Origin of the sequence: Streptomyces sp. NPDC048248 (assembly GCF_043201875.1) — a bacterium.
GTDB lineage: Bacteria > Actinomycetota > Actinomycetes > Streptomycetales > Streptomycetaceae > Streptomyces.
In genome coordinates, this window is sequence record NZ_JBICZL010000033.1 from 18,988 (window position 1) to 35,514 (window position 16,527).

At 70.8% G+C, this 16,527-nt stretch carries 23 protein-coding genes; 9 read left to right on the top strand and 14 right to left on the bottom strand.

Annotated features, from left to right (window positions below):
• The first annotated feature begins 16 nt into the window (after nt 1-16).
• The 9 genes from ACGFZW_RS37170 (at nt 17) to hypE (ending at nt 8,524) form a co-directional block, all read left to right on the top strand.
• Nucleotides 17-1,411 carry a hypothetical protein gene (locus tag ACGFZW_RS37170; RefSeq protein ID WP_393897789.1) on the top strand — a complete coding sequence of 465 codons (1,395 nt, stop codon included), beginning with the start codon at nt 17-19 and terminating at the stop codon, nt 1,409-1,411.
• Nucleotides 1,408-1,989, top strand: a complete 582-nt coding sequence (locus ACGFZW_RS37175; protein WP_393897756.1) for a hydrogenase maturation protease — start codon at nt 1,408-1,410, stop codon at nt 1,987-1,989. The genes ACGFZW_RS37170 and ACGFZW_RS37175 overlap by 4 nt, the downstream gene beginning before the upstream one ends.
• The gene (locus tag ACGFZW_RS37180) at nt 1,983-2,087 is read left to right on the top strand and encodes a DUF6893 family small protein (RefSeq protein ID WP_393897757.1); all 105 of its coding nucleotides are present in this window, start codon (nt 1,983-1,985) and stop codon (nt 2,085-2,087) included. Before ACGFZW_RS37175 ends, ACGFZW_RS37180 begins: the two co-directional genes overlap by 7 nt.
• 125 nt (nt 2,088-2,212) lie before the next feature.
• Nucleotides 2,213-2,608 (top strand): hydrogenase maturation nickel metallochaperone HypA, encoded by a 396-nt coding sequence (locus ACGFZW_RS37185; RefSeq protein ID WP_393897758.1) that lies wholly within the window; start codon nt 2,213-2,215, stop codon nt 2,606-2,608.
• Nucleotides 2,609-2,620: 12 nt separating this feature from the next.
• Nucleotides 2,621-3,508 (top strand): hydrogenase nickel incorporation protein HypB, encoded by an 888-nt coding sequence (gene hypB / locus ACGFZW_RS37190; RefSeq protein ID WP_393897759.1) that lies wholly within the window; start codon nt 2,621-2,623, stop codon nt 3,506-3,508.
• A complete protein-coding gene (hypF, locus tag ACGFZW_RS37195) occupies nt 3,508-5,919 on the top strand; it encodes a carbamoyltransferase HypF (RefSeq protein ID WP_393897760.1) in 2,412 nt (803 codons plus the stop codon). The genes hypB and hypF overlap by 1 nt, the downstream gene beginning before the upstream one ends.
• Nucleotides 5,920-5,974: 55 nt before the next feature.
• A complete protein-coding gene (locus ACGFZW_RS37200) occupies nt 5,975-6,295 on the top strand; it encodes a HypC/HybG/HupF family hydrogenase formation chaperone (protein ID WP_393897761.1) in 321 nt (106 codons plus the stop codon).
• Nucleotides 6,292-7,416, top strand: coding sequence for a hydrogenase formation protein HypD (gene hypD / locus ACGFZW_RS37205; protein ID WP_393897762.1), 1,125 nt, complete (start codon nt 6,292-6,294; stop codon nt 7,414-7,416). The genes ACGFZW_RS37200 and hypD overlap by 4 nt, the downstream gene beginning before the upstream one ends.
• Entirely contained in the window at nt 7,409-8,524 is a 1,116-nt protein-coding gene (gene hypE / locus ACGFZW_RS37210) for a hydrogenase expression/formation protein HypE (RefSeq protein WP_393897763.1), read from the top strand. The genes hypD and hypE overlap by 8 nt, the downstream gene beginning before the upstream one ends.
• A 138-nt stretch (nt 8,525-8,662) precedes the next feature.
• Here the strand turns inward: hypE and ACGFZW_RS37215 are convergent, their stop codons facing one another.
• The 14 genes from ACGFZW_RS37215 to ACGFZW_RS37280 form a co-directional block, all read right to left on the bottom strand.
• Nucleotides 8,663-9,058 (bottom strand): VOC family protein, encoded by a 396-nt coding sequence (locus tag ACGFZW_RS37215; protein WP_393897764.1) that lies wholly within the window; start codon nt 9,056-9,058, stop codon nt 8,663-8,665.
• A gap of 131 nt (nt 9,059-9,189) precedes the next feature.
• Nucleotides 9,190-9,540: a PRC-barrel domain-containing protein gene (locus ACGFZW_RS37220; RefSeq protein ID WP_393897765.1), complete on the bottom strand. Its 351-nt coding sequence runs from the start codon at nt 9,538-9,540 to the stop codon at nt 9,190-9,192.
• Nucleotides 9,541-9,815: 275 nt separating this feature from the next.
• On the bottom strand, nt 9,816-9,986 hold the full coding sequence (locus ACGFZW_RS37225; RefSeq protein WP_393897766.1) for a hydrophobic protein: 171 nt from the start codon (nt 9,984-9,986) through the stop codon (nt 9,816-9,818).
• Between the two features lie 112 nt (nt 9,987-10,098).
• Nucleotides 10,099-10,485, bottom strand: coding sequence for a hypothetical protein (locus tag ACGFZW_RS37230; protein ID WP_393897767.1), 387 nt, complete (start codon nt 10,483-10,485; stop codon nt 10,099-10,101).
• 53 nt (nt 10,486-10,538) lie between these two features.
• The gene (locus ACGFZW_RS37235; RefSeq protein ID WP_393897768.1) at nt 10,539-10,931 is read right to left on the bottom strand and encodes a gas vesicle protein K; all 393 of its coding nucleotides are present in this window, start codon (nt 10,929-10,931) and stop codon (nt 10,539-10,541) included.
• Nucleotides 10,932-10,989: 58 nt separating this feature from the next.
• A complete protein-coding gene (locus ACGFZW_RS37240; protein WP_393897769.1) occupies nt 10,990-11,223 on the bottom strand; it encodes a gas vesicle protein in 234 nt (77 codons plus the stop codon).
• Entirely contained in the window at nt 11,220-12,095 is an 876-nt protein-coding gene (locus ACGFZW_RS37245; RefSeq protein ID WP_393897770.1) for a GvpL/GvpF family gas vesicle protein, read from the bottom strand. Before ACGFZW_RS37245 ends, ACGFZW_RS37240 begins: the two co-directional genes overlap by 4 nt.
• Complete coding sequence (locus ACGFZW_RS37250) at nt 12,092-12,562, bottom strand: gas vesicle protein (protein WP_393897771.1); 471 nt, start codon at nt 12,560-12,562, stop codon at nt 12,092-12,094. Before ACGFZW_RS37250 ends, ACGFZW_RS37245 begins: the two co-directional genes overlap by 4 nt.
• Nucleotides 12,563-12,594: 32 nt before the next feature.
• Nucleotides 12,595-13,767 carry an SRPBCC family protein gene (locus tag ACGFZW_RS37255; protein ID WP_393897772.1) on the bottom strand — a complete coding sequence of 391 codons (1,173 nt, stop codon included), beginning with the start codon at nt 13,765-13,767 and terminating at the stop codon, nt 12,595-12,597.
• Complete coding sequence (locus tag ACGFZW_RS37260) at nt 13,760-14,407, bottom strand: hypothetical protein (RefSeq protein ID WP_393897773.1); 648 nt, start codon at nt 14,405-14,407, stop codon at nt 13,760-13,762. The genes ACGFZW_RS37255 and ACGFZW_RS37260 overlap by 8 nt, the downstream gene beginning before the upstream one ends.
• A gap of 25 nt (nt 14,408-14,432) precedes the next feature.
• Nucleotides 14,433-14,690: a gas vesicle protein GvpG gene (locus tag ACGFZW_RS37265; protein WP_393897774.1), complete on the bottom strand. Its 258-nt coding sequence runs from the start codon at nt 14,688-14,690 to the stop codon at nt 14,433-14,435.
• 19 nt (nt 14,691-14,709) lie between these two features.
• On the bottom strand, nt 14,710-15,423 hold the full coding sequence (locus tag ACGFZW_RS37270; protein ID WP_393897775.1) for a GvpL/GvpF family gas vesicle protein: 714 nt from the start codon (nt 15,421-15,423) through the stop codon (nt 14,710-14,712).
• A 3-nt stretch (nt 15,424-15,426) separates the two neighbouring features.
• Entirely contained in the window at nt 15,427-15,867 is a 441-nt protein-coding gene (locus tag ACGFZW_RS37275) for a gas vesicle structural protein GvpA (RefSeq protein WP_393897776.1), read from the bottom strand.
• Between the two features lie 70 nt (nt 15,868-15,937).
• Nucleotides 15,938-16,234 carry a gas vesicle protein gene (locus tag ACGFZW_RS37280; protein WP_393897777.1) on the bottom strand — a complete coding sequence of 99 codons (297 nt, stop codon included), beginning with the start codon at nt 16,232-16,234 and terminating at the stop codon, nt 15,938-15,940.
• Between the last annotated feature and the right edge of the window lie 293 nt (nt 16,235-16,527).

Consider the following 16,527-nt stretch of genomic DNA (forward strand, 5'->3'; position numbering starts at 1 on the left):
CGTGCTGCCCGACGAGATGGAGGCACGGTTCGCCGTCGCCCGGCAGGTCGCGGACGCCGTGCTCTTCGAGGGCTATGTGCTCTACCCGTACCGGGCGTCCGCGGCGAAGAACAAGCTGCGCTGGCAGTTCGGCGTGCTCGTCCCGCCCGGCTGGGGTGCCGAGAGCGAGGAGCACTCCTTCCAGCGCACCGAATGCCTGATGGAACCCAGGTCAGGCGCCCGCCTCTCGGTCGAACTGCGGTTCCTGCACGCCCAACGGCGCGTCGTCCAACGCCTCGCCCCGGGTGGGGAGTTCGAGACGGTCGCCGAACTCGAACTCCCCGACCGGGTGCTGGTGCCGTGGGACGAGGGCGCCGAGGAACGCGTCACGCACGTCGTGGCCGTCGACGAACTCCAGGGCGATGGCGTCACCGTGCCGTTCTCGCGGCCCGCGCGCGAGGAGACCGAGCTGGTGCACGACGCGGACGGCCTGCTCGTCGGCCGCCTGGTGCGCCGCTGCGAGGAGATCAACGGCCGGGTGCGGCTGACCGCGAGCCCCCTCGAGGGCCCCTACGCGGCGATGCGGCTGACCGCCACCGTCGAGAACACCAGCCCCTGGACAGCGGACGAGGGCGCCGCCGACCGCGACGCGGCGCTGCCCCGCTCCCTGGTCGCGGCGCACCTTCTGCTCGGCCTCGCCCCGGGCTCCTTCCTTTCGATGACGGACCCGCCCGAATGGGCAAGTGGAGCCGTGGCGAGCTGCCGGAACGAGCACGCCTGGCCGGTCCTCGCAGGCGAGCCCGGACGCAGCGATGTGATCCTGTCCTCCCCGATCATCCTGGAGGACCACCCGGCCATCGCCCCCGAGAGCCCCGGCGCCCTCTACGACGCCCTGGAGATCGACGAGATCCTCGCCCTGCGCACCGCCGCCCTCACCGACCAGGAGAAGCGTGAGGCACGCGGCACGGACCGCCGCGCGGCGGAGGTCATCGACCTCGCCGACTCGATGCCCCCCGAGGTGCTGGAACGCCTGCACGGCGCCGTCCGCTCGCTGCGCGAGGTGACAGGGCCCGGCCCGGCGGAACCGGCCGACCTCACCCCCGACGTACCGGGCCTGCGCCCCGACACGCCCTGGTGGGACCCGGAGAGCGACCGCAGCGTCGACCCGGTGACCGACCGGATCATCGTGGACGGACAGTCCATCGGCGCGGGCAGCCGGGTGCTGCTGCGTCCCGGGCTGCGCCGCACCGACGCCCAGGACCTCTTCCTCCAGGGCCGCAGCGCGCACGTCGAGGCGGTCCTGCACGACGTGGACGGCGGGGTACACCTCGCGGTGACCGTCGAGGGCGACCCCGGCGTCGACATCCGGCGCGCCCAGGGCCGGTTCCTGTACTTCCAACCCGACGAAGTGGCTCCCTTGGAGGACGCGTGAACACCGACGCCCCCTTCACCGACGCCCCCCTCGCCGAGGTGTCCAGGAAGACGCTGATCGCCGGCGTGGGCAACATCTTCCTCGGCGACGACGGCTTCGGCGTCGAAGCCGTCCGCCGGCTGGGCGAACACCCGCTCCCGGACGGTGTCGAGGTCGTCGACGCCGGCGTACGCGGTGTGCACCTGGCCTACCAGATGCTGGACGGCTATCACACGGTGCTGCTCGTCGACGCCTCCGCGCGCGGCGGTGAGCCCGGCACCGTCTACCTCCTGGACGCCACCGATCCGGCCACCGCCCGTCCGCAGAGCACCGCGCTGGACGGCCACCACATGACGCCGGACACCGTGCTCGCGCTGCTCGACACGCTCAGCGCGGGCACCGGCGGGTGCCGTCCGGAGCGTGTCCTCGTCGTCGGCTGCGAACCGGCCGACGTCGAGGAGGGCATCGGACTCAGCGAGCCGGTCAACGCCGCGGTCGACGAGGCCGTGAGCCTGATCCTGCGGCTGGTCGAACCGGAGGAGCCGACGGCGGCCCCCGCCCGGCCCCACACCATCGAGAGGAATTCCACACCATGCTGAAGCTCGCCCTCGGCGGAGCGGCCGCGGCCGTGTTCGCCCTCGCCATGAAGAGCGTTCTGCCGGACATCAGGCGCTACCTCCGCATCCGGTCCATGTGACGGCCCGCTGCGCCGACCGGCGTACGCGACCACGCCGCCCCGGCGAGGCATCCCGACCGGGCTCCGCACGCGCCGTGTAATGAAGCCGAGCGGCACCCGGTCGTCCCCGCACCAGAGAGAGACCGATGCACGAGATGTCCATCGCGCTCGCGGTCGTGGACCAGGTCGCGAGCGCGGAACGGCCCGCCGGGGCAACGGCGGTCACCCGCGTCCGGCTGCAGGTCGGCGAACTGGCCGGCGTGGTGTCCGACGCCCTGGCCTTCTCCTTCGAACTCGCCTGCGCTGGCACGGTGTTGGAGGGCGCGGAGCTGGTCACCGAAACGGTGTCGGCGCGTGCTCGCTGCGGTCCCTGTGCGGACAGCTGGGCGGTGGGAATGCCGCCGCACCTGCTCTGCCCACGCTGCGGCGGAACGACGGCGGAACTGATGTCGGGCCGCGAACTGCAGATCGTCAGCGTCTGCTGGAACGACGCCCCGGTGCCCGCGGCGCCGCACTCACCACCGCACCTACCGACCCACTAGGAGCGCTGAACCATGTGCCGTGTCGTCGACCTGCAACAGGCGGTACTCGCCAAGAACGACGCCTGCGCCCACACGCTGCGTGAGAACCTGGCGGCCCGGGGCACCTCCGTGATCAACCTGCTCTCCAGTCCCGGCAGCGGCAAGACGGCCCTGCTGGAGCGCGAACTCGCCCTCGCACACCGCCGTGGCGTACCGGTGGCGGCCCTGACCGCGGATCTGGCCACGGAGAACGACGCGGTACGGCTGGCCCGGTCCCGGGTGCCCGTCAAGCAGGTCCTCACCGACGGACTGTGCCACCTCGAAGCCGAGATGCTGGGTGGCCATCTTCACGAGTGGCTCCCGGCCGACACCCGGCTGCTCTTCATCGAGAACGTCGGCAACCTCGTCTGCCCGGCCTCCTACGACCTGGGGGAGACGCTGCGGGTCGTGCTGGCGTCCGTGACCGAGGGCGAGGACAAACCCCTGAAGTACCCCACCGCCTTCGGACTCGCCCATCTCGTCGTGGTCACGAAGACCGACATCGCCGAGGCGGTCGACTTCGACGAGAAGGCCTTCCGCGCCAACGTCGAACAAATCAACCCCGGTGTCGAGATCGTCCTCACCTCGGCGCGCCGCGGCGAGGGGGACGGCGTCCTGCTCGACCGGGCGCTGGCGGCGCGGGACGGCGCCCCGGTCCACATCCCGGTCATGAACCGGCAGTCCCACCACGTCCACGACGCCGGCCACTCGCACGGCGAGGGGCATACCCACGCGGAGGGCCACACGCACGGCGAGGGGCATACACATGCGCAGGGCCACTCGCACGGCGAGGGCCACTCGCACGCGCCGGCCGGTGGACCGGACTCGCCGGGGGCCCGCTCCCACACGACCGACCCCGGCACCGTGGCGTCGAGCCGCTGATGACCACGGGGCAGGTCGGCGCGGCCCCCGCGACGGCCGCCGTACGCCGCCGGATCACGGTGCGCGGAGTCGTCCAAGGTGTCGGCTTCCGCCCGTTCGTCCACACGCTCGCCACCGAACTCGGCCTGACCGGCCACGTCACCAACACCGGCGAAGGCGTCCTCACCGAGGTCGAGGGCGCACTCGCCGCGGTCGACCGCTTCAGCTTCCGGATCCGCCGCGACGCGCCGCCCCTGGCCGTCGTGGAGGCCGTCGAAGGGGAGGACGTCCCCGCAACCGGCGGCGCCGGCTTCGCCATCCTGGCCTCCCACGCCGCGGAGACCTGCCGCACCCTCGTCTCCCCGGACGCCGCCACCTGCGACGCCTGCCTCGCCGAGCTGAGGGACCCGCAGGACCGTCGCCACCGGCACCCCTTCCTCACCTGCACACACTGCGGGCCGCGCTTCACCATCGTCACCGGACTGCCCTACGACCGGGCGCAGACCACCATGGCCGACTTCCCGATGTGCGACGCGTGCGCGGCCGAGTACGCGGACCCCGCCGACCGGCGCTTCCATGCCCAGCCGATCGCCTGCCACGACTGCGGGCCCCGGCTGAGTCTGCTGATCGCGGACCCCGACGACCGCACCCGCCCGCCGCGCCCCGCTCCCGCCGCCGACCCCGTCGCCGAGGCACGCCGCCTGCTCGCCCGCGGAGCGATCGTGGCCGTCAAGGGCCTCGGTGGCTACCACCTGGTCTGCGACGCCTCCGACGACGGGGCGGTCACGCTGCTGCGGCGTCGCAAGGCCCGCGGCGACAAGCCCTTCGCCCTGATGGCCCGGGACCTCACCGACATCGCGCACCTGGTGAGCGTCGGAGCGGAGGAGCGGGCCCTGCTCACGGGGGTCAGCCGCCCCATCGTCCTGCTGCGCCGCACCCGGGGCACCGGGGCCGCCGGAGCGCCGGGTCTGTCCCACGCGGTGGCTCCCGGTAGCCCGGACCTGGGCGTCATGCTCCCCTACACCCCCCTGCACCACTTGCTGCTCGGTCTCCCCGGTGACCCGCAGGGGCCCCGGCTGCTCGTGATGACCAGCGGAAACGTCGCCGGAGAGCCGATCGTCACCGACGACGAGGAGGCCGTGCGGCGGCTCGCGCATCTGACCGACGCCTGGCTCACCCACGACCGGCCCGTCCAGGTCCCGTGCGACGACTCGGTACTGCGTGTGTGCGACGGGGAACCGCTGTTCGTGCGCCGCTCCCGCGGCTATGCGCCCTTCCCGGTCACGCTCCCGCTGCCGGTACGGCCCGCGCTGGCCGTCGGGGGCGACCTCAAGAACGTGCTCTGCCTGGCCGAAGGGCGGCGCGCGTGGCTGTCCGCGCACATCGGCGACATGGACGACCTGGAGACACAACTCGCGTTCGAGCGGGCCGAGACGCACCTGGAGACGGTCACCGGGGTACGTCCGCAGCTCCTGGCCGCCGACAAGCACCCCGGCTACCGATCCGGTCAATGGGCCCAACGGCGGACCGGGGAAAGGCCGTTGGTGAGGGTTCAGCACCATCACGCGCATATCGCCGCCGCTATGGCCGAGCACGGCCTCGACGGCAGCCGTCCGGTGATCGGTGTGGCGTTCGACGGCACCGGCTACGGCGACGACGGAGCGGTCTGGGGCGGCGAGATCCTGTTCGCCGACTACGACGGCTACCGTCGTATCGGGCAGCTCGCGTACGTGCCGCTGCCCGGCGGCGACGCCACCGTCCGGCGTCCGTACCGCATGGCGCTCGCCCATCTGCGTGCCGCGGGCATCGCCTGGGACGAGGACCTGCCACCGGTGGCGGCCTGCCCGCCCGACGAGCGGCGGCTGCTGGCACGACAGCTCGAACGCGACCTCAACTGCGTACCGACCTCCAGCATGGGCCGGCTCTTCGACGCCGTCTCCTCCCTCGCCGGGGTGTGCCACCACGCCGGCTACGAGGCGCAGGCCGCCGTCGAACTGGAGGCCGCGGCCCTGACCGCCGAGCACGAGCCGGCATCGGGCTACGCCTTCGCGCTGCGGACCGCGCCGCCCGGGGAACCGGGTGCCGAGACGATCGCCGATCCCGCGCCGGTGTTCGCCTCCGTCGTCGAGGACCTGCGCGCGGGCGTCGCCCCGGCGCTGATCGCGGCCCGCTTCCACACCGCGGTCGCCGAACTCGTCAGCGGCTGCTGTGTCCTGGCCCGTGAGCGGGCCGGGGTGCGGACGGTCGCCCTGACCGGCGGTGTCTTCGCCAACACCCTGCTGGCGGAGACCGCCTCACGCCTTCTGCGGCAGGACGGCTTCACCGTCCTGCGACACCGCCGGGTCCCGCCCAACGACGGGGGACTTGCCCTCGGCCAGATCGCGGTCGCCGCGCGCACCGCGCACGCGTACGGCGGTGCGTCCGCCCCCTGAGGCGGCGCACCGCGGCGAGCTCACGGAACGTATCCACGACGAGGAGAAACCCCCCATGTGCCTGGCGGTACCCGGAAAAGTTCTGGACATCGAGGAGCGGGACGGCACCCGCATGGCCACCGTCGACTTCGGCGGGGTGGTCAAGGAGGTGTGCCTGGAGTACGTCCCCGACCTCGCGGTGGGCGAGTACGCGATCGTCCATGTGGGGTTCGCGCTCCAGCGACTGGATGAGGAGTCGGCCCGGCAGACCCTCGCACTGTTCGAGGAAATGGGCTTGCTGCAGGAGGAGTTCGGCGACCCCTGGGAGGCGGCCGCGGAGGCGGTCGGCATGCCGGCGGCCGCCGTGGGTGACGGAGCGCAGGAGGCGCGGCAGTGAAGTACATCGACGAGTTCCAGGACCCCGAGCTGGCCCGGCGCCTGCTCGACGACATCCACGCCACGGTGACGCGGCCCTGGGCACTGATGGAGGTCTGCGGCGGGCAGACACACACCATCATCCGACACGGCATCGATCAACTGCTGCCTGAAAAGGTGGAGTTGATTCACGGTCCGGGGTGCCCGGTCTGTGTGACGCCGCTGGAGGTCATCGACAAGGCGCTGGAGATCGCCTCCCGGCCGGACGTGATCTTCTGTTCGTTCGGCGACATGCTGCGCGTCCCCGGCACCGACCGCGACCTGTTCCGGGTCCGCAGTGAGGGAGGCGACGTAAGGGTCGTCTACTCGCCCCTCGACGCACTGAAGATCGCCCAGCAGAACCCCCGGCGGGAGGTGGTGTTCTTCGGCATCGGCTTCGAGACGACCGCCCCGCCCAACGCCATGACGGTGTATCAGGCGCGCAAGCTCGGCATTCCCAACTTCAGCCTGCTGGTCTCGCACGTGCGGGTGCCACCCGCCATCGAGGCGATCATGACCTCGCCGAGTTGCCGGGTCCAGGCATTCCTGGCCGCAGGACACGTGTGCAGCGTGATGGGCATGGGGGAGTACCCGGAGCTGGCCGAGCGGTTCGAGGTGCCGATCGTGGTGACCGGCTTCGAGCCGCTTGACATCCTCGAAGGCATCCGCCGCACCGTCCAGCAGCTGGAGCGCGGTGAGCACACCGTGGACAACGCCTACCCGCGGGCCGTGCGCCCGGAGGGCAACCCGGCGGCCCAGGCGATGCTGGCGGACGTCTTCGAAGTCACCGACCGCCCCTGGCGCGGCATCGGGGTCATCCCCCGGAGCGGCTGGCGGCTGTCCTCGCGCTACCGCGACTTCGACGCCGAACACCGCTTCTCGGTGGGCGACATCACCACCCGTGAGCCCGCCGAATGCCGCAGCGGCGAGGTCCTGCAGGGACTGCTCAAGCCTCACGAATGCGAGGCGTTCGGCACGACCTGCACCCCGCGCACCCCGCTGGGCGCCACCATGGTCTCCAGCGAGGGTGCCTGCGCCGCCTATTACCTCTACCGCCGTCTCGGCGTCACGCCCACTCCGATGGAGGCGAGCCCCGTTGTCTGACACCACCCTGCCGCCCTCCGGTACCGCGGACGCCGTGCCGGCCGCCCGCGACCTGCCCACCGTGGACATCACCGGCTGGACCTGCCCGGCCCCGCTGCGCGACCAGCCGCGGGTCGTGATGGGGCACGGTGGCGGCGGCGCACTGTCCGCCGAACTGGTCCAGCAGATCTTCGCGCCCGCCTTCGGCGGTGAGGTGCTCGGTCAGCTCGGCGACTCCGCGACGGTCTCCCTGGGCGGCGTACGCCTCGCCTTCTCCACCGACTCCTATGTCGTACGGCCACTCTTCTTCCCCGGCGGCAGCATCGGCGACCTGGCCGTCAACGGAACGGTCAACGACCTCGCCATGAGCGGCGCGCGGGCCGCCTACCTCTCCTGCGGCTACATCCTGGAGGAGGGCGTCGAGATGCCGGTGGTGGCCGCCGTGGCGGATGCCATGGGAGCGGCTGCGCGGACCGCCGGTGTCGAGGTGGCGACCGGTGACACCAAGGTCGTCGAGGCCGGGCACGGCGACGGCGTCTACATCAACACCGCGGGCATCGGACTGATCCCGGCAGGGGTCGATCTGCGCCCGCAACGGGTGGTCCCCGGCGACGTGGTCATCGTCAGCGGTGCCATCGGTGTCCACGGCGTGGCGATCATGAGCGTCCGCGAGGGCCTGGAGTTCGGCGTCGAGATCGAAAGTGACTGCGCGGCACTCGGCGGCCTCGTCGAGACGATGCTCGCCGTCACCCCTGACCTGCATGTACTGCGCGACCCCACCCGCGGCGGACTGGCCGCGGCCCTCAACGAGATCGCGAGCGCCTCCGGCACCGGCGTCGTCCTCCAGGAGCGGGCCGTCCCGGTCCCGCCCACCGTGGCCAACGCCTGCGCGATCCTCGGCCTCGACCCGATGTACGTCGCCAACGAGGGCAAGCTCGTGGCCTTTGTGCCGCGTGAGCACGCCGAAGCGGTGCTCGATGCGATGCGCGCCCATCCGCTCGGCGCCGAGGCGGCGGTGATCGGCGAGGCCGTCGAGGCACACCCCGGGATGGTGGTGGCCCGGACACCGCTCGGCGGGACCCGGGTGGTCGACCTGCCGCTGGGCGAACAGCTGCCGCGAATCTGCTGAGGCAGCGAGTCGCGCGCACGAACCGCCCGGGACGCCGGGCCCGCCACCGAAGTGGCCATGGGCCGGGTGTCCCGGGCGGTTCGTGCGCGGTGCGGGCCTCGCGGGTCAGCGGGGGCTTGACCCCACTGACCGCACCGCTCAGGTCACTCCGTGGCCCTCGCTCGCGGCCAGCACGAAGGGATGGCCGGCCGGGTCCGCGTAGCGGCGGACGTCGAACGGGCCGCCGTTGTCCTTGGTCTCCAGGGGGCGGGCGCCGAGGCTGATCGCCTCGCGCTCCGCGGCGTCCATGTCGTCCTCGGCCACCAGGAAGTGCAGATGTGCCTGCTGGGAGTCGTCCGGACGCGGCCAGCTGGCCGGTGCGGCTCCGTGGTCCCGGCGGATCGCGAGGCGGATGCCCTGGGGCTCGACGATTTCGATGTAGTCGGGACCGGCCCCGGTCCGGGGCTCGCCACCGAGGAAACGCGCGTAAAAGTCCGCCAGCTTCTCCGGTTCGGTGCAATCGAGCACCAGGACACTGGTCTTGGCCACCGCCATTGTGCCTCCCTCCCCACTGCGGCGGGCCCGCGCCCGCCGCTGCTGAAAACGGCTACCCCCGATCGGTCCCGGCACTCCGGGCCCGGCCCTGCCGTGGTCGCGGCGTGCGTGAGCCACCGCCGGCGACGTGCTCAGGAGTGCGGAGCGCCGTAGTAGCCGGCCAGCTGCTCGTGGTAGTCCTTGTCGCCGATGTGCTTTTCCTTGTCGAACTCCGGTGCGTGCTTGATGTCGTCCTTGGTGCGGGAGAGGTAGATCGTGGTCTCGTCGAGGTCGATGGACGAGATCGTTCCGGCAGGCAGCAGGACATGCTTGCCGAAGATCCACACACCGGTGTCGACGACGAGGTAGGCGGCGTCGACCTCCACTGAGTGCTTGTCGACCTTTCCGATCGTGCCGTCGATCGCCTCGACCTTGAATCCCGTCAGGTCGGTGCCCGCCGGGTAGTCGGCGGCGTCATGGAAACCCCAGATGCTGTCCGTCACGAGAGGGACCCTTCCTTGCGGTGCGCGGGCGGGTGAGGGCGATGCCGGCCCGGCACGGTGTGCAGTGCACGTACCAGTCGTGCGCCGTAGGGCGCGGAATTCGCTGATCATTGCATTCGCGTTCGGTTTTCTGATGCCCGGTGGATCTCCCGATACGCATCCCGGCGGGAAAATCCGGGTGAAACCCGGGAGCGGGGAGTTCGGGTGATCCGAAACAGCGCCGGGGCCCCACCGCATTCTTGCGGCGGGGCCCCGGTCGGGCGTTTTGGATGTGACTACCAGCGGTACCAACGGCCGCGCGAGCCGCCCGCGGTGGTCGAGCGCATGAGGAAGCCGAGCAACCAGAATGCCAGCACCACGACGGCGACGATCCACAGGGCCTTCAGTGCGAATCCGGCACCGAAGAGCAGCAGGGCGAGAAGCAGGACGAGAAGCAGGGGGACCATTGTCAACCTCCGAATCGGGGTCTTTCCCGCCAGGGATCGGGCGTGCGCCGCGGTGGCGGGAGGCGTCGAGTGATGTTCTTGAGGATGATCATTCGAGAGCGGGGGAGGCCGTTCAGATGCGGCCGTGGGTCAGTCGTGTCACCGGCCCGAGCTGCGGCTTCGCCGTGGCGCGGCCCGCGGCGAACGCGGCGCCGACCACACCGATCAGTCCGGCTCCCGCACCGGCCGCGACGGCCTTGCGCTTCGTGACGACCGTCCAGGCTGCGCCTGCCGTGGCGGCGACCTTCCCGGTGGCGGCCACGGCGGCCTGCCGGCCGGTCTCGATTCCGGCCGCGGCGGCGCGCCCGGCCTGTCCGGTCGCCGTCCTGGCCGACCGGGCGCCGGACTCCGCGGCTTCCTCGGCGACATGTGCCGACGATTTGGCCTTCGTGGCGGCGCGGGCCGAATCCCGCTGCGGCTTACCGGTGGGCCCGTCAGAATTCTTACGCTGCTGAGTCATACCATTCGCCTTTCCGCTCGAATCCGTTGTAAACACCGGGAGTTCAGTCGCAGTCATTCCGCGGCATTAGGGGGAAGCAGTGAACCCAGCGGACCGAGGTCCAAGTTGAGATCGCTCATGGTGAGTCCATAGCGGTCGCACAGTTCGGCCATGCGGTCCTGAAGAATCATGAGCGTCATCCCGACCCGCTCCTCCTGGTCCTCGCTCAGGTCGCCCTGGTCGACGCGGTGCAGTGCGGTGCGTTCCATGAGCTGACGCAGCAACTCGACGATCGTCAGCACCAATTTGATGAGATCCCGTTCCACGGTCTCCGGGTCGGTCTTCAGCCGCTGGGCGACGTCGCCGCCCGACCGTTGCTCGGCCGGCCCGGCAGGGACCAGGTCGAAGGCCCGTGCCGCTGCCCGGGCCACCTCGGCGAACGCGGGCTCTGCTGGCTCGTCCATCATGGAAATTCCTCACCGGTGCGGGGAAACATGTTGCTGAGTAGGGGAGTTGGACCGGAAGTCACCACGGCGCCGGGTCGTCCGGCGTGATCGAGTGAATGACCGCGCGCAGATTGATCCGGACCAGGTCGACGTCGGCGACGGAGAGGACAAGGTCTCCGGTGAGCACCGCGCCGCCGTTCAGGAGGCGGTCCAACAGGTCGATGAGGGCCACCTGCCGCCCGGCGAGGGATTCCTCCTCGGTCAGGTCGGCGACGCCGGCGAAACCGCCCACCGGCACATCACCACCGGTCATGACCGCTCGCCCGCCGCGGACGGTGTGGCGAAGGAGTACGGCGCCCACGGCCCGGTGACCTCGATGCGTACACCGGGCGCTTCGTCGGCCAGACCTGCCACCGCCTGCCGGAACTCCGGCACGCTGCCGGCGGGAACGAGGTAGGCCTCGTTGGCGATGTTCTCGCCCGCGCCGGAGGCCAGTTCTCCTTGCTGCGGACGGTGCGCGACCCTGGCCCGTCCGACGCCCGCCACGGCCTCAGGTATACGGGCGGCCACCGCACCCGCCGCGCGGTAGGCGTCGCGATGGGTGCGGCGCTGCGCCCGGCGCTGCTGCAGATACGCCCGGCCGGGGGTCGTCGTCGGCGGGGCCGTGCCGGCGGAGGCGGTGGACGCGGCCGGCGGCTCGGCCGCCGCCCGCGGATCGGCGTAGACCTTCACTCCCAACTCGACGTGGCCTTCGAGCCAGGAGAGCAGTTCGCCGAAGTCCGCGGCACGCTCGTGGAGCATCGACTCCACGCGGGTGTCGTCCAGATACACCGTGGCCAGCCGCATGGGGAGGACGGTCGTGCTCGCGTACGCCGCCTCGACCATCGCGTGGTGGGTGCGGGCGATCGCCTCGAGCTCGGCGAGGTCCTCCATGCGTGCCGTCATGCCCTCGGCGCTGTAGCCGTCGGCCGGAACGTACGACACGAGAGCCGCGAGCCCGGCGGCGGTGACCGTACGCAGGGCGCCGCCCTCCAGCCCCGTCAGCCGGGGCGCCGCGGTGTCGAGGTCGGTGCCCGCGCGGCCGATGGCGTAGACGTAGGAGCTGCGGAGCCCGTTGCGGGGCTGATCGACCGGCTCCTTCAGCGGCGTGGCGGCGGGTGTCGCGGTGTGTGCGTCGATGCTCACTGGTTCTCCTCGCGCTTCGCCTCTGCTGCGTCCGCCCGGCGCGCGGCCGGCCGATCCGGGTCGACGGCCCGGCCGGATGCCGGTGGCAGGCCGACCGCCTCGCGCAGCTCGGCGAGTTCGGCACGCAGCTGCGCGTTCTCCTCGGCCAGTGCGTCGCCGCCGGCGGCGGCCGGGGCCCGCGGGCCGGAGACCTGCTGCGGGGCGTGGGCCCGGGAGGAGAGCGACGGATCGTGCTCCCACCAGTCGATGCCCATCTCCTTGGCCTTGTCCACGGAGGCCACGAGCAGACGGAGTTTGATCGTCAGCAGCTCGATGTCGAGCAGGTTGATCTGGATATCGCCCGCGATGACCACGCCCTTGTCGAGGACGCGCTCCAGGATGTCGGCCAGGTTGGCGGAGGATCCCTGCTGGCCGTACGGGGATGCCCCGGAGGGCGGCCCCATACGGCCGGCCAGTGAGTCGGACACGTGATCAGCCCTATCTGTGCGGTCGGGACGGGTCAGCTGCGGGCCGCGACGGCCCGGCGGCGACGGGAGGTCGGCTGCTCGTCCTCCATTGCGTCCTCGTCCTCGTCCTCGTCGTGGACGTCGTCGTCGCCGGCGTCCGGCTCGTCCGCGAACTCGGGGTCGTCCTCGTCGGCAGGCTCTTCCTCGTCGTTCTCTTCGCCGAGGTCGTCCTCCGGGTCGAGGTCGTCGTCCGTATCGCGGTCGTCGTCGTCCAGTTCGTCGTCCACGGAATCGGCGTCGTCGGCGGCATCGGCGCCGGAGTCGTCACGGTCCTCCGGATGCTCGCGCCCGCCGTCCTCGGCGCGTTCCTCCTCCGCGCGGCGTTCCTCGTCCTCGACGGCGTCCTCGTGGTCGACGACGACCTCTCCGTCCTGGATCTCGCCCCGCCACCCATCGGTGGCCTCGCCGCGCAGCATGATGAACTTGCGGTAGAGCTTGAGGTCCAGCCGGGCGCGGCGCCCCTGGGCGCGCCAGATGTTGCCCGTCTTCTCGAACAGCCCCTTCGGGAAGTATTCGAGAACCAGCAGCACGCGCGTGAGGTTGTCCGCGAGGCGGTGGAAGGTCACCACCCCCTTGACCGTGCCCTTGGCGCCTTCGGTGGTCCAGGTGATGCGCTCGTCTGGCACCTGCTCGGTGACGTTCGCCCGCCAGCTGCGGGTGGACTTGGCGACCTTCACCTTCCAGTTGCTGCTGGTGTCATCCGTCTTCTCGACACTGACGACGCCCTTGGCGAAGGTGCTGAACTCCTGGAACTGCGTCCACTGGTCGTACGCCTCGCGCACCGGAACGCCCACATCGATGTCCTCGGTGATGGTGACGCTCTTGGACTTGCCACCACCGCCCTTGCGGCCCTTGCCGAACAGGCCCTTGACCTTGTCCTTGACGGTGTCCTTGACGTGCGAGGCGCCGGCGGTCAGTGCGGCCTGCGCGGGAGACTTGCCCTCGCTGAGAGCCTTGCCGCCCTTCGCCAGGCCGCTCACCAGCCCGCTCGGCCCCTGACCGGGTTCGGCGAGCTTGGTGACGCTCTCGCCCAGCTTCTGCCCGAGGTGGGTGACGGTGTGCTGAGCGCGCGCCTGGAGGTAGTTACGCAGTTCTTCCTTGAGCTGTTCGGCGGCCGGGCTCTGCGCCAACTCGTCCTTCATCTTGCTCAGCGTGGAGTCAGCCATTGCGGCCACCACCCCGCTCAGCCGTGCGGCGCGCGGCCGAAGCCGTCTTGCGCGCCCCGGAGGCGGTCTTGCGGGCCGTTCCCGACGCCGCCTTGCGCGAGCCTGAGGAAGCACTCTTGCGGGCAGCGCCCGCTGTGCCCGATCCGGCTCGTCGCGCCCCGGAGGACGCCTTGCCCGCGCTCGACTTGGCTGTCCTGGCCGGCTTCTTACGACGCGCGGTCTCGGCTCCGGAGCCGTCCTGGCTGTCCGGGGAGCTCTGGTCGTCGTCGTCCGTGTCGGCCTCCGCGTCCGCGTCGGTGTCCGCGTCCTCCGCAGGCTCTTCGGCGCGGTCCTGAGGGCCGTCCGACTCGCCGAGGCCCAGCGCCCGCTCGTGCAGCGAGTCGGCGAGATGCGACATGCGCTGTGTCACGGCGGAAGTGGCCGCGGACTTCGTGGCGTCGACGAGTTCCGCGCGCACCTGGTCGTTGAGGGGGCCGAGAACCGGCGAATTGGCCACCAGTTTGCCCAGCTCCCGCGGGTTCAGGCTCAGCTTCCGGCCGGCCAGGAACATGCCCAGGCCGATGGCCATCTTCGCTTTCTTCGTGCGTCCCAGCAGGTAGCCACCGACGACGGCGGCACCTATCTTGGCGTTGCTGATCATCTCTCGTACACCTCGTTCTCCTTGGTCAGGAGTTGGCACGTAGCCGCTGCTGGTTGGCTTCCAGCCACTCCAGGCGGTCCAGCAGTTCGTCCTCGCGGCGGTCGAACTCCTCGTCCCCGATACGCCCCGACAGCAACTGCTGTTCCAGTTCGGCGAGTTCCGCCCGCACGGGCTCGGGGTCGTAGTACTCCCGTTCCGCGGTGAGCAGCACTTGGTCGAGAACCCAGACCGTGCCCCGTACGGGAGCAAGCGGCAGGGTGAGGATCTGCGTGATGAGGCCCATGAGTCCTCCGCTCGTCGAGTCAGACGAAGCTGTACGGCGGCAGTGGTCCGTGCAGGTTGAGCGTGTAGGTCTCGCCCAGTCGCTCGGCCTCCGCGTGGACGGCCTCGGAGAAGGCGCCGGCCTCCTCACGCCGTACGAGGAACGACACGTTCAGGAAGTGGCTCTTCGTCGGGTCGGCGACCGCGGTACGCACCGCGCCCTCCGCGAGGCGTGCCGCGATGTCCTTGCCCGCGCGGTCCTGCCGGGCCTGGACCTCTTGCGAGACCATTTCGCCGAGTGCCATCTTGTCGTCCTGCGCGGCGGGGTTGTCCCGGGTGCGTTCGTTGAGCCGGCGTACCTCGGCGGATTCCTTCATGATCTCCCGCAGCAGGTCGTCCTCGTCCCGGGCGACCTTGAGGTTGTACTCCAGGCAGCCGTCGACCTCTTCGAGGCGCTCGGCGTAGGTGTCGCGGTGCTCCTCCAGGACGGCGGCCACTTGGTCGTCATCCGGGCCCACCAGGCCGAATCGCATCGGGAGCGCGGCTCCGTCGGCCAGCAGCCGTTCCTGGACGGCCTGGTGTGCGGCCAGATCGCGGCGCTTGGCCCGCAGGTCCGCCGGCGCGTCGCTGACCACCGCGCTCAGCTCCTTCGTCCGGATGGTGCGCAGCTGCGTGGCGGGGTCACCGACCCCGTCGATGCCGTCCAGACGCAGCGGGTGCCCGCTGTCGGTGATCGCGTAGATGTAGGTCGGCATGTGTTACTCCTCCCGGCTGCGGGCGGTGCGGCGGCTGCTGGACGAGGAGGACTTGCGCGCCGGGCGCTCCGTCTCCTCGGCGGACTCGTCGCGGCCCTTTTGGAAGGACTCGCTGAATGCCTCGACGGCGCCCGTCAGCGCGCCTTTCGACTTCCCCTTGGCTCCGCTTTCGGTTGCGTCCCCGACGATGTCGGTGAGCTGGGTGGGTGCCTTGCGGCCCGATTCCAGGTCGAGGCGGTTGCACGCCTCGGCGAATCGCAGATAGGTGTCGACACTCGCGACGACGACACGGACATCGATCTTGAGGATCTCGATGCCGACGAGTGAGACGCGCACAAAGGCGTCGATGACCAGTCCGCGGTCGAGGATGAGCTCCAGCACATCGTAGAGATTGCCCGAGCCGCCACCGGAGTTCGGTGCGTTGGATTGCTGAACGACGGTCATGATTGATCTTCCCTTCCAGTTGACCGGGCGGGTCGTGGGGCCTGTTCGGGAGGCGACAGAAGTCTGCCGATCACCGGTCGACCTGACCCCGCGCATAGCGGCGTATTCGCTCGTATTCCAGGAGCTGTCCCTGGGAGTCGAGCGCGACGCGATAGGAGGCCATGACGCTGGAGGTGTCGGGAATCCTCTCGATCTCCACCACTTCCACGTCCGCCGACCAACCGTCGCGCGTGGCCTTGAGTGCGGACACCGAGGCGGGCTCGCAGCCCAGCAACTCCGCGAGCTGCCCGGCGGCCTGCCGCATGGCCGTGGGAGCGGCGATGCGCTCCGGGCGGCTCTTGTCTTCCTTGCTCTCCGTTGTCGCCATGATCCCGCCTGTCGTGCGTTGTAGGGGTGTTTGTGAAGTACGGTCGGCCGTTCTGTTGGCGATGGAAGTCCGCGTGCCCCACCGACTCGAACATATGCATCGCCGGACACCCGGCAGTGTTTCCGCTTTCCGGAAGGCGTTCGTCAAATAGTCAACTGCTTTTCCCGACGGCGCAGTTCACGGGGCGACGGTGCGGTGAAATGCGTTGATCACCATCTGTACGGGCTGCCCTGCCCGGCGTGCCGCTCGGTGCCGGCCGTCCGTCGACCGCTCCATGACGGGCGGCCGGGACG

Excerpts from the sequence above, each read along its gene's own strand:
- ACGFZW_RS37170 (WP_393897789.1), top strand. The coding sequence starts at position 17 with ATGGAGGCACGGTTCGCCGTCGCCCGGCAGGTCGCGGACGCCGTGCTC.
- ACGFZW_RS37180 (WP_393897757.1), top strand. The coding sequence starts at position 1,983 with ATGCTGAAGCTCGCCCTCGGCGGAGCGGCCGCGGCCGTGTTCGCCCTC.
- ACGFZW_RS37185 (WP_393897758.1), top strand. The coding sequence starts at position 2,213 with ATGCACGAGATGTCCATCGCGCTCGCGGTCGTGGACCAGGTCGCGAGC.
- hypB (WP_393897759.1), top strand. The coding sequence starts at position 2,621 with ATGTGCCGTGTCGTCGACCTGCAACAGGCGGTACTCGCCAAGAACGAC.
- hypF (WP_393897760.1), top strand. The coding sequence starts at position 3,508 with ATGACCACGGGGCAGGTCGGCGCGGCCCCCGCGACGGCCGCCGTACGC.
- ACGFZW_RS37200 (WP_393897761.1), top strand. The coding sequence starts at position 5,975 with ATGTGCCTGGCGGTACCCGGAAAAGTTCTGGACATCGAGGAGCGGGAC.
- ACGFZW_RS37215 (WP_393897764.1), bottom strand. The coding sequence starts at position 9,058 with ATGGCGGTGGCCAAGACCAGTGTCCTGGTGCTCGATTGCACCGAACCG.
- ACGFZW_RS37225 (WP_393897766.1), bottom strand. The coding sequence starts at position 9,986 with ATGGTCCCCCTGCTTCTCGTCCTGCTTCTCGCCCTGCTGCTCTTCGGT.
- ACGFZW_RS37230 (WP_393897767.1), bottom strand. The coding sequence starts at position 10,485 with ATGACTCAGCAGCGTAAGAATTCTGACGGGCCCACCGGTAAGCCGCAG.
- ACGFZW_RS37235 (WP_393897768.1), bottom strand. The coding sequence starts at position 10,931 with ATGATGGACGAGCCAGCAGAGCCCGCGTTCGCCGAGGTGGCCCGGGCA.
- ACGFZW_RS37240 (WP_393897769.1), bottom strand. The coding sequence starts at position 11,223 with ATGACCGGTGGTGATGTGCCGGTGGGCGGTTTCGCCGGCGTCGCCGAC.
- ACGFZW_RS37255 (WP_393897772.1), bottom strand. The coding sequence starts at position 13,767 with ATGGCTGACTCCACGCTGAGCAAGATGAAGGACGAGTTGGCGCAGAGC.
- ACGFZW_RS37260 (WP_393897773.1), bottom strand. The coding sequence starts at position 14,407 with ATGATCAGCAACGCCAAGATAGGTGCCGCCGTCGTCGGTGGCTACCTG.
- ACGFZW_RS37265 (WP_393897774.1), bottom strand. The coding sequence starts at position 14,690 with ATGGGCCTCATCACGCAGATCCTCACCCTGCCGCTTGCTCCCGTACGG.
- ACGFZW_RS37270 (WP_393897775.1), bottom strand. The coding sequence starts at position 15,423 with ATGCCGACCTACATCTACGCGATCACCGACAGCGGGCACCCGCTGCGT.
- ACGFZW_RS37275 (WP_393897776.1), bottom strand. The coding sequence starts at position 15,867 with ATGACCGTCGTTCAGCAATCCAACGCACCGAACTCCGGTGGCGGCTCG.
- ACGFZW_RS37280 (WP_393897777.1), bottom strand. The coding sequence starts at position 16,234 with ATGGCGACAACGGAGAGCAAGGAAGACAAGAGCCGCCCGGAGCGCATC.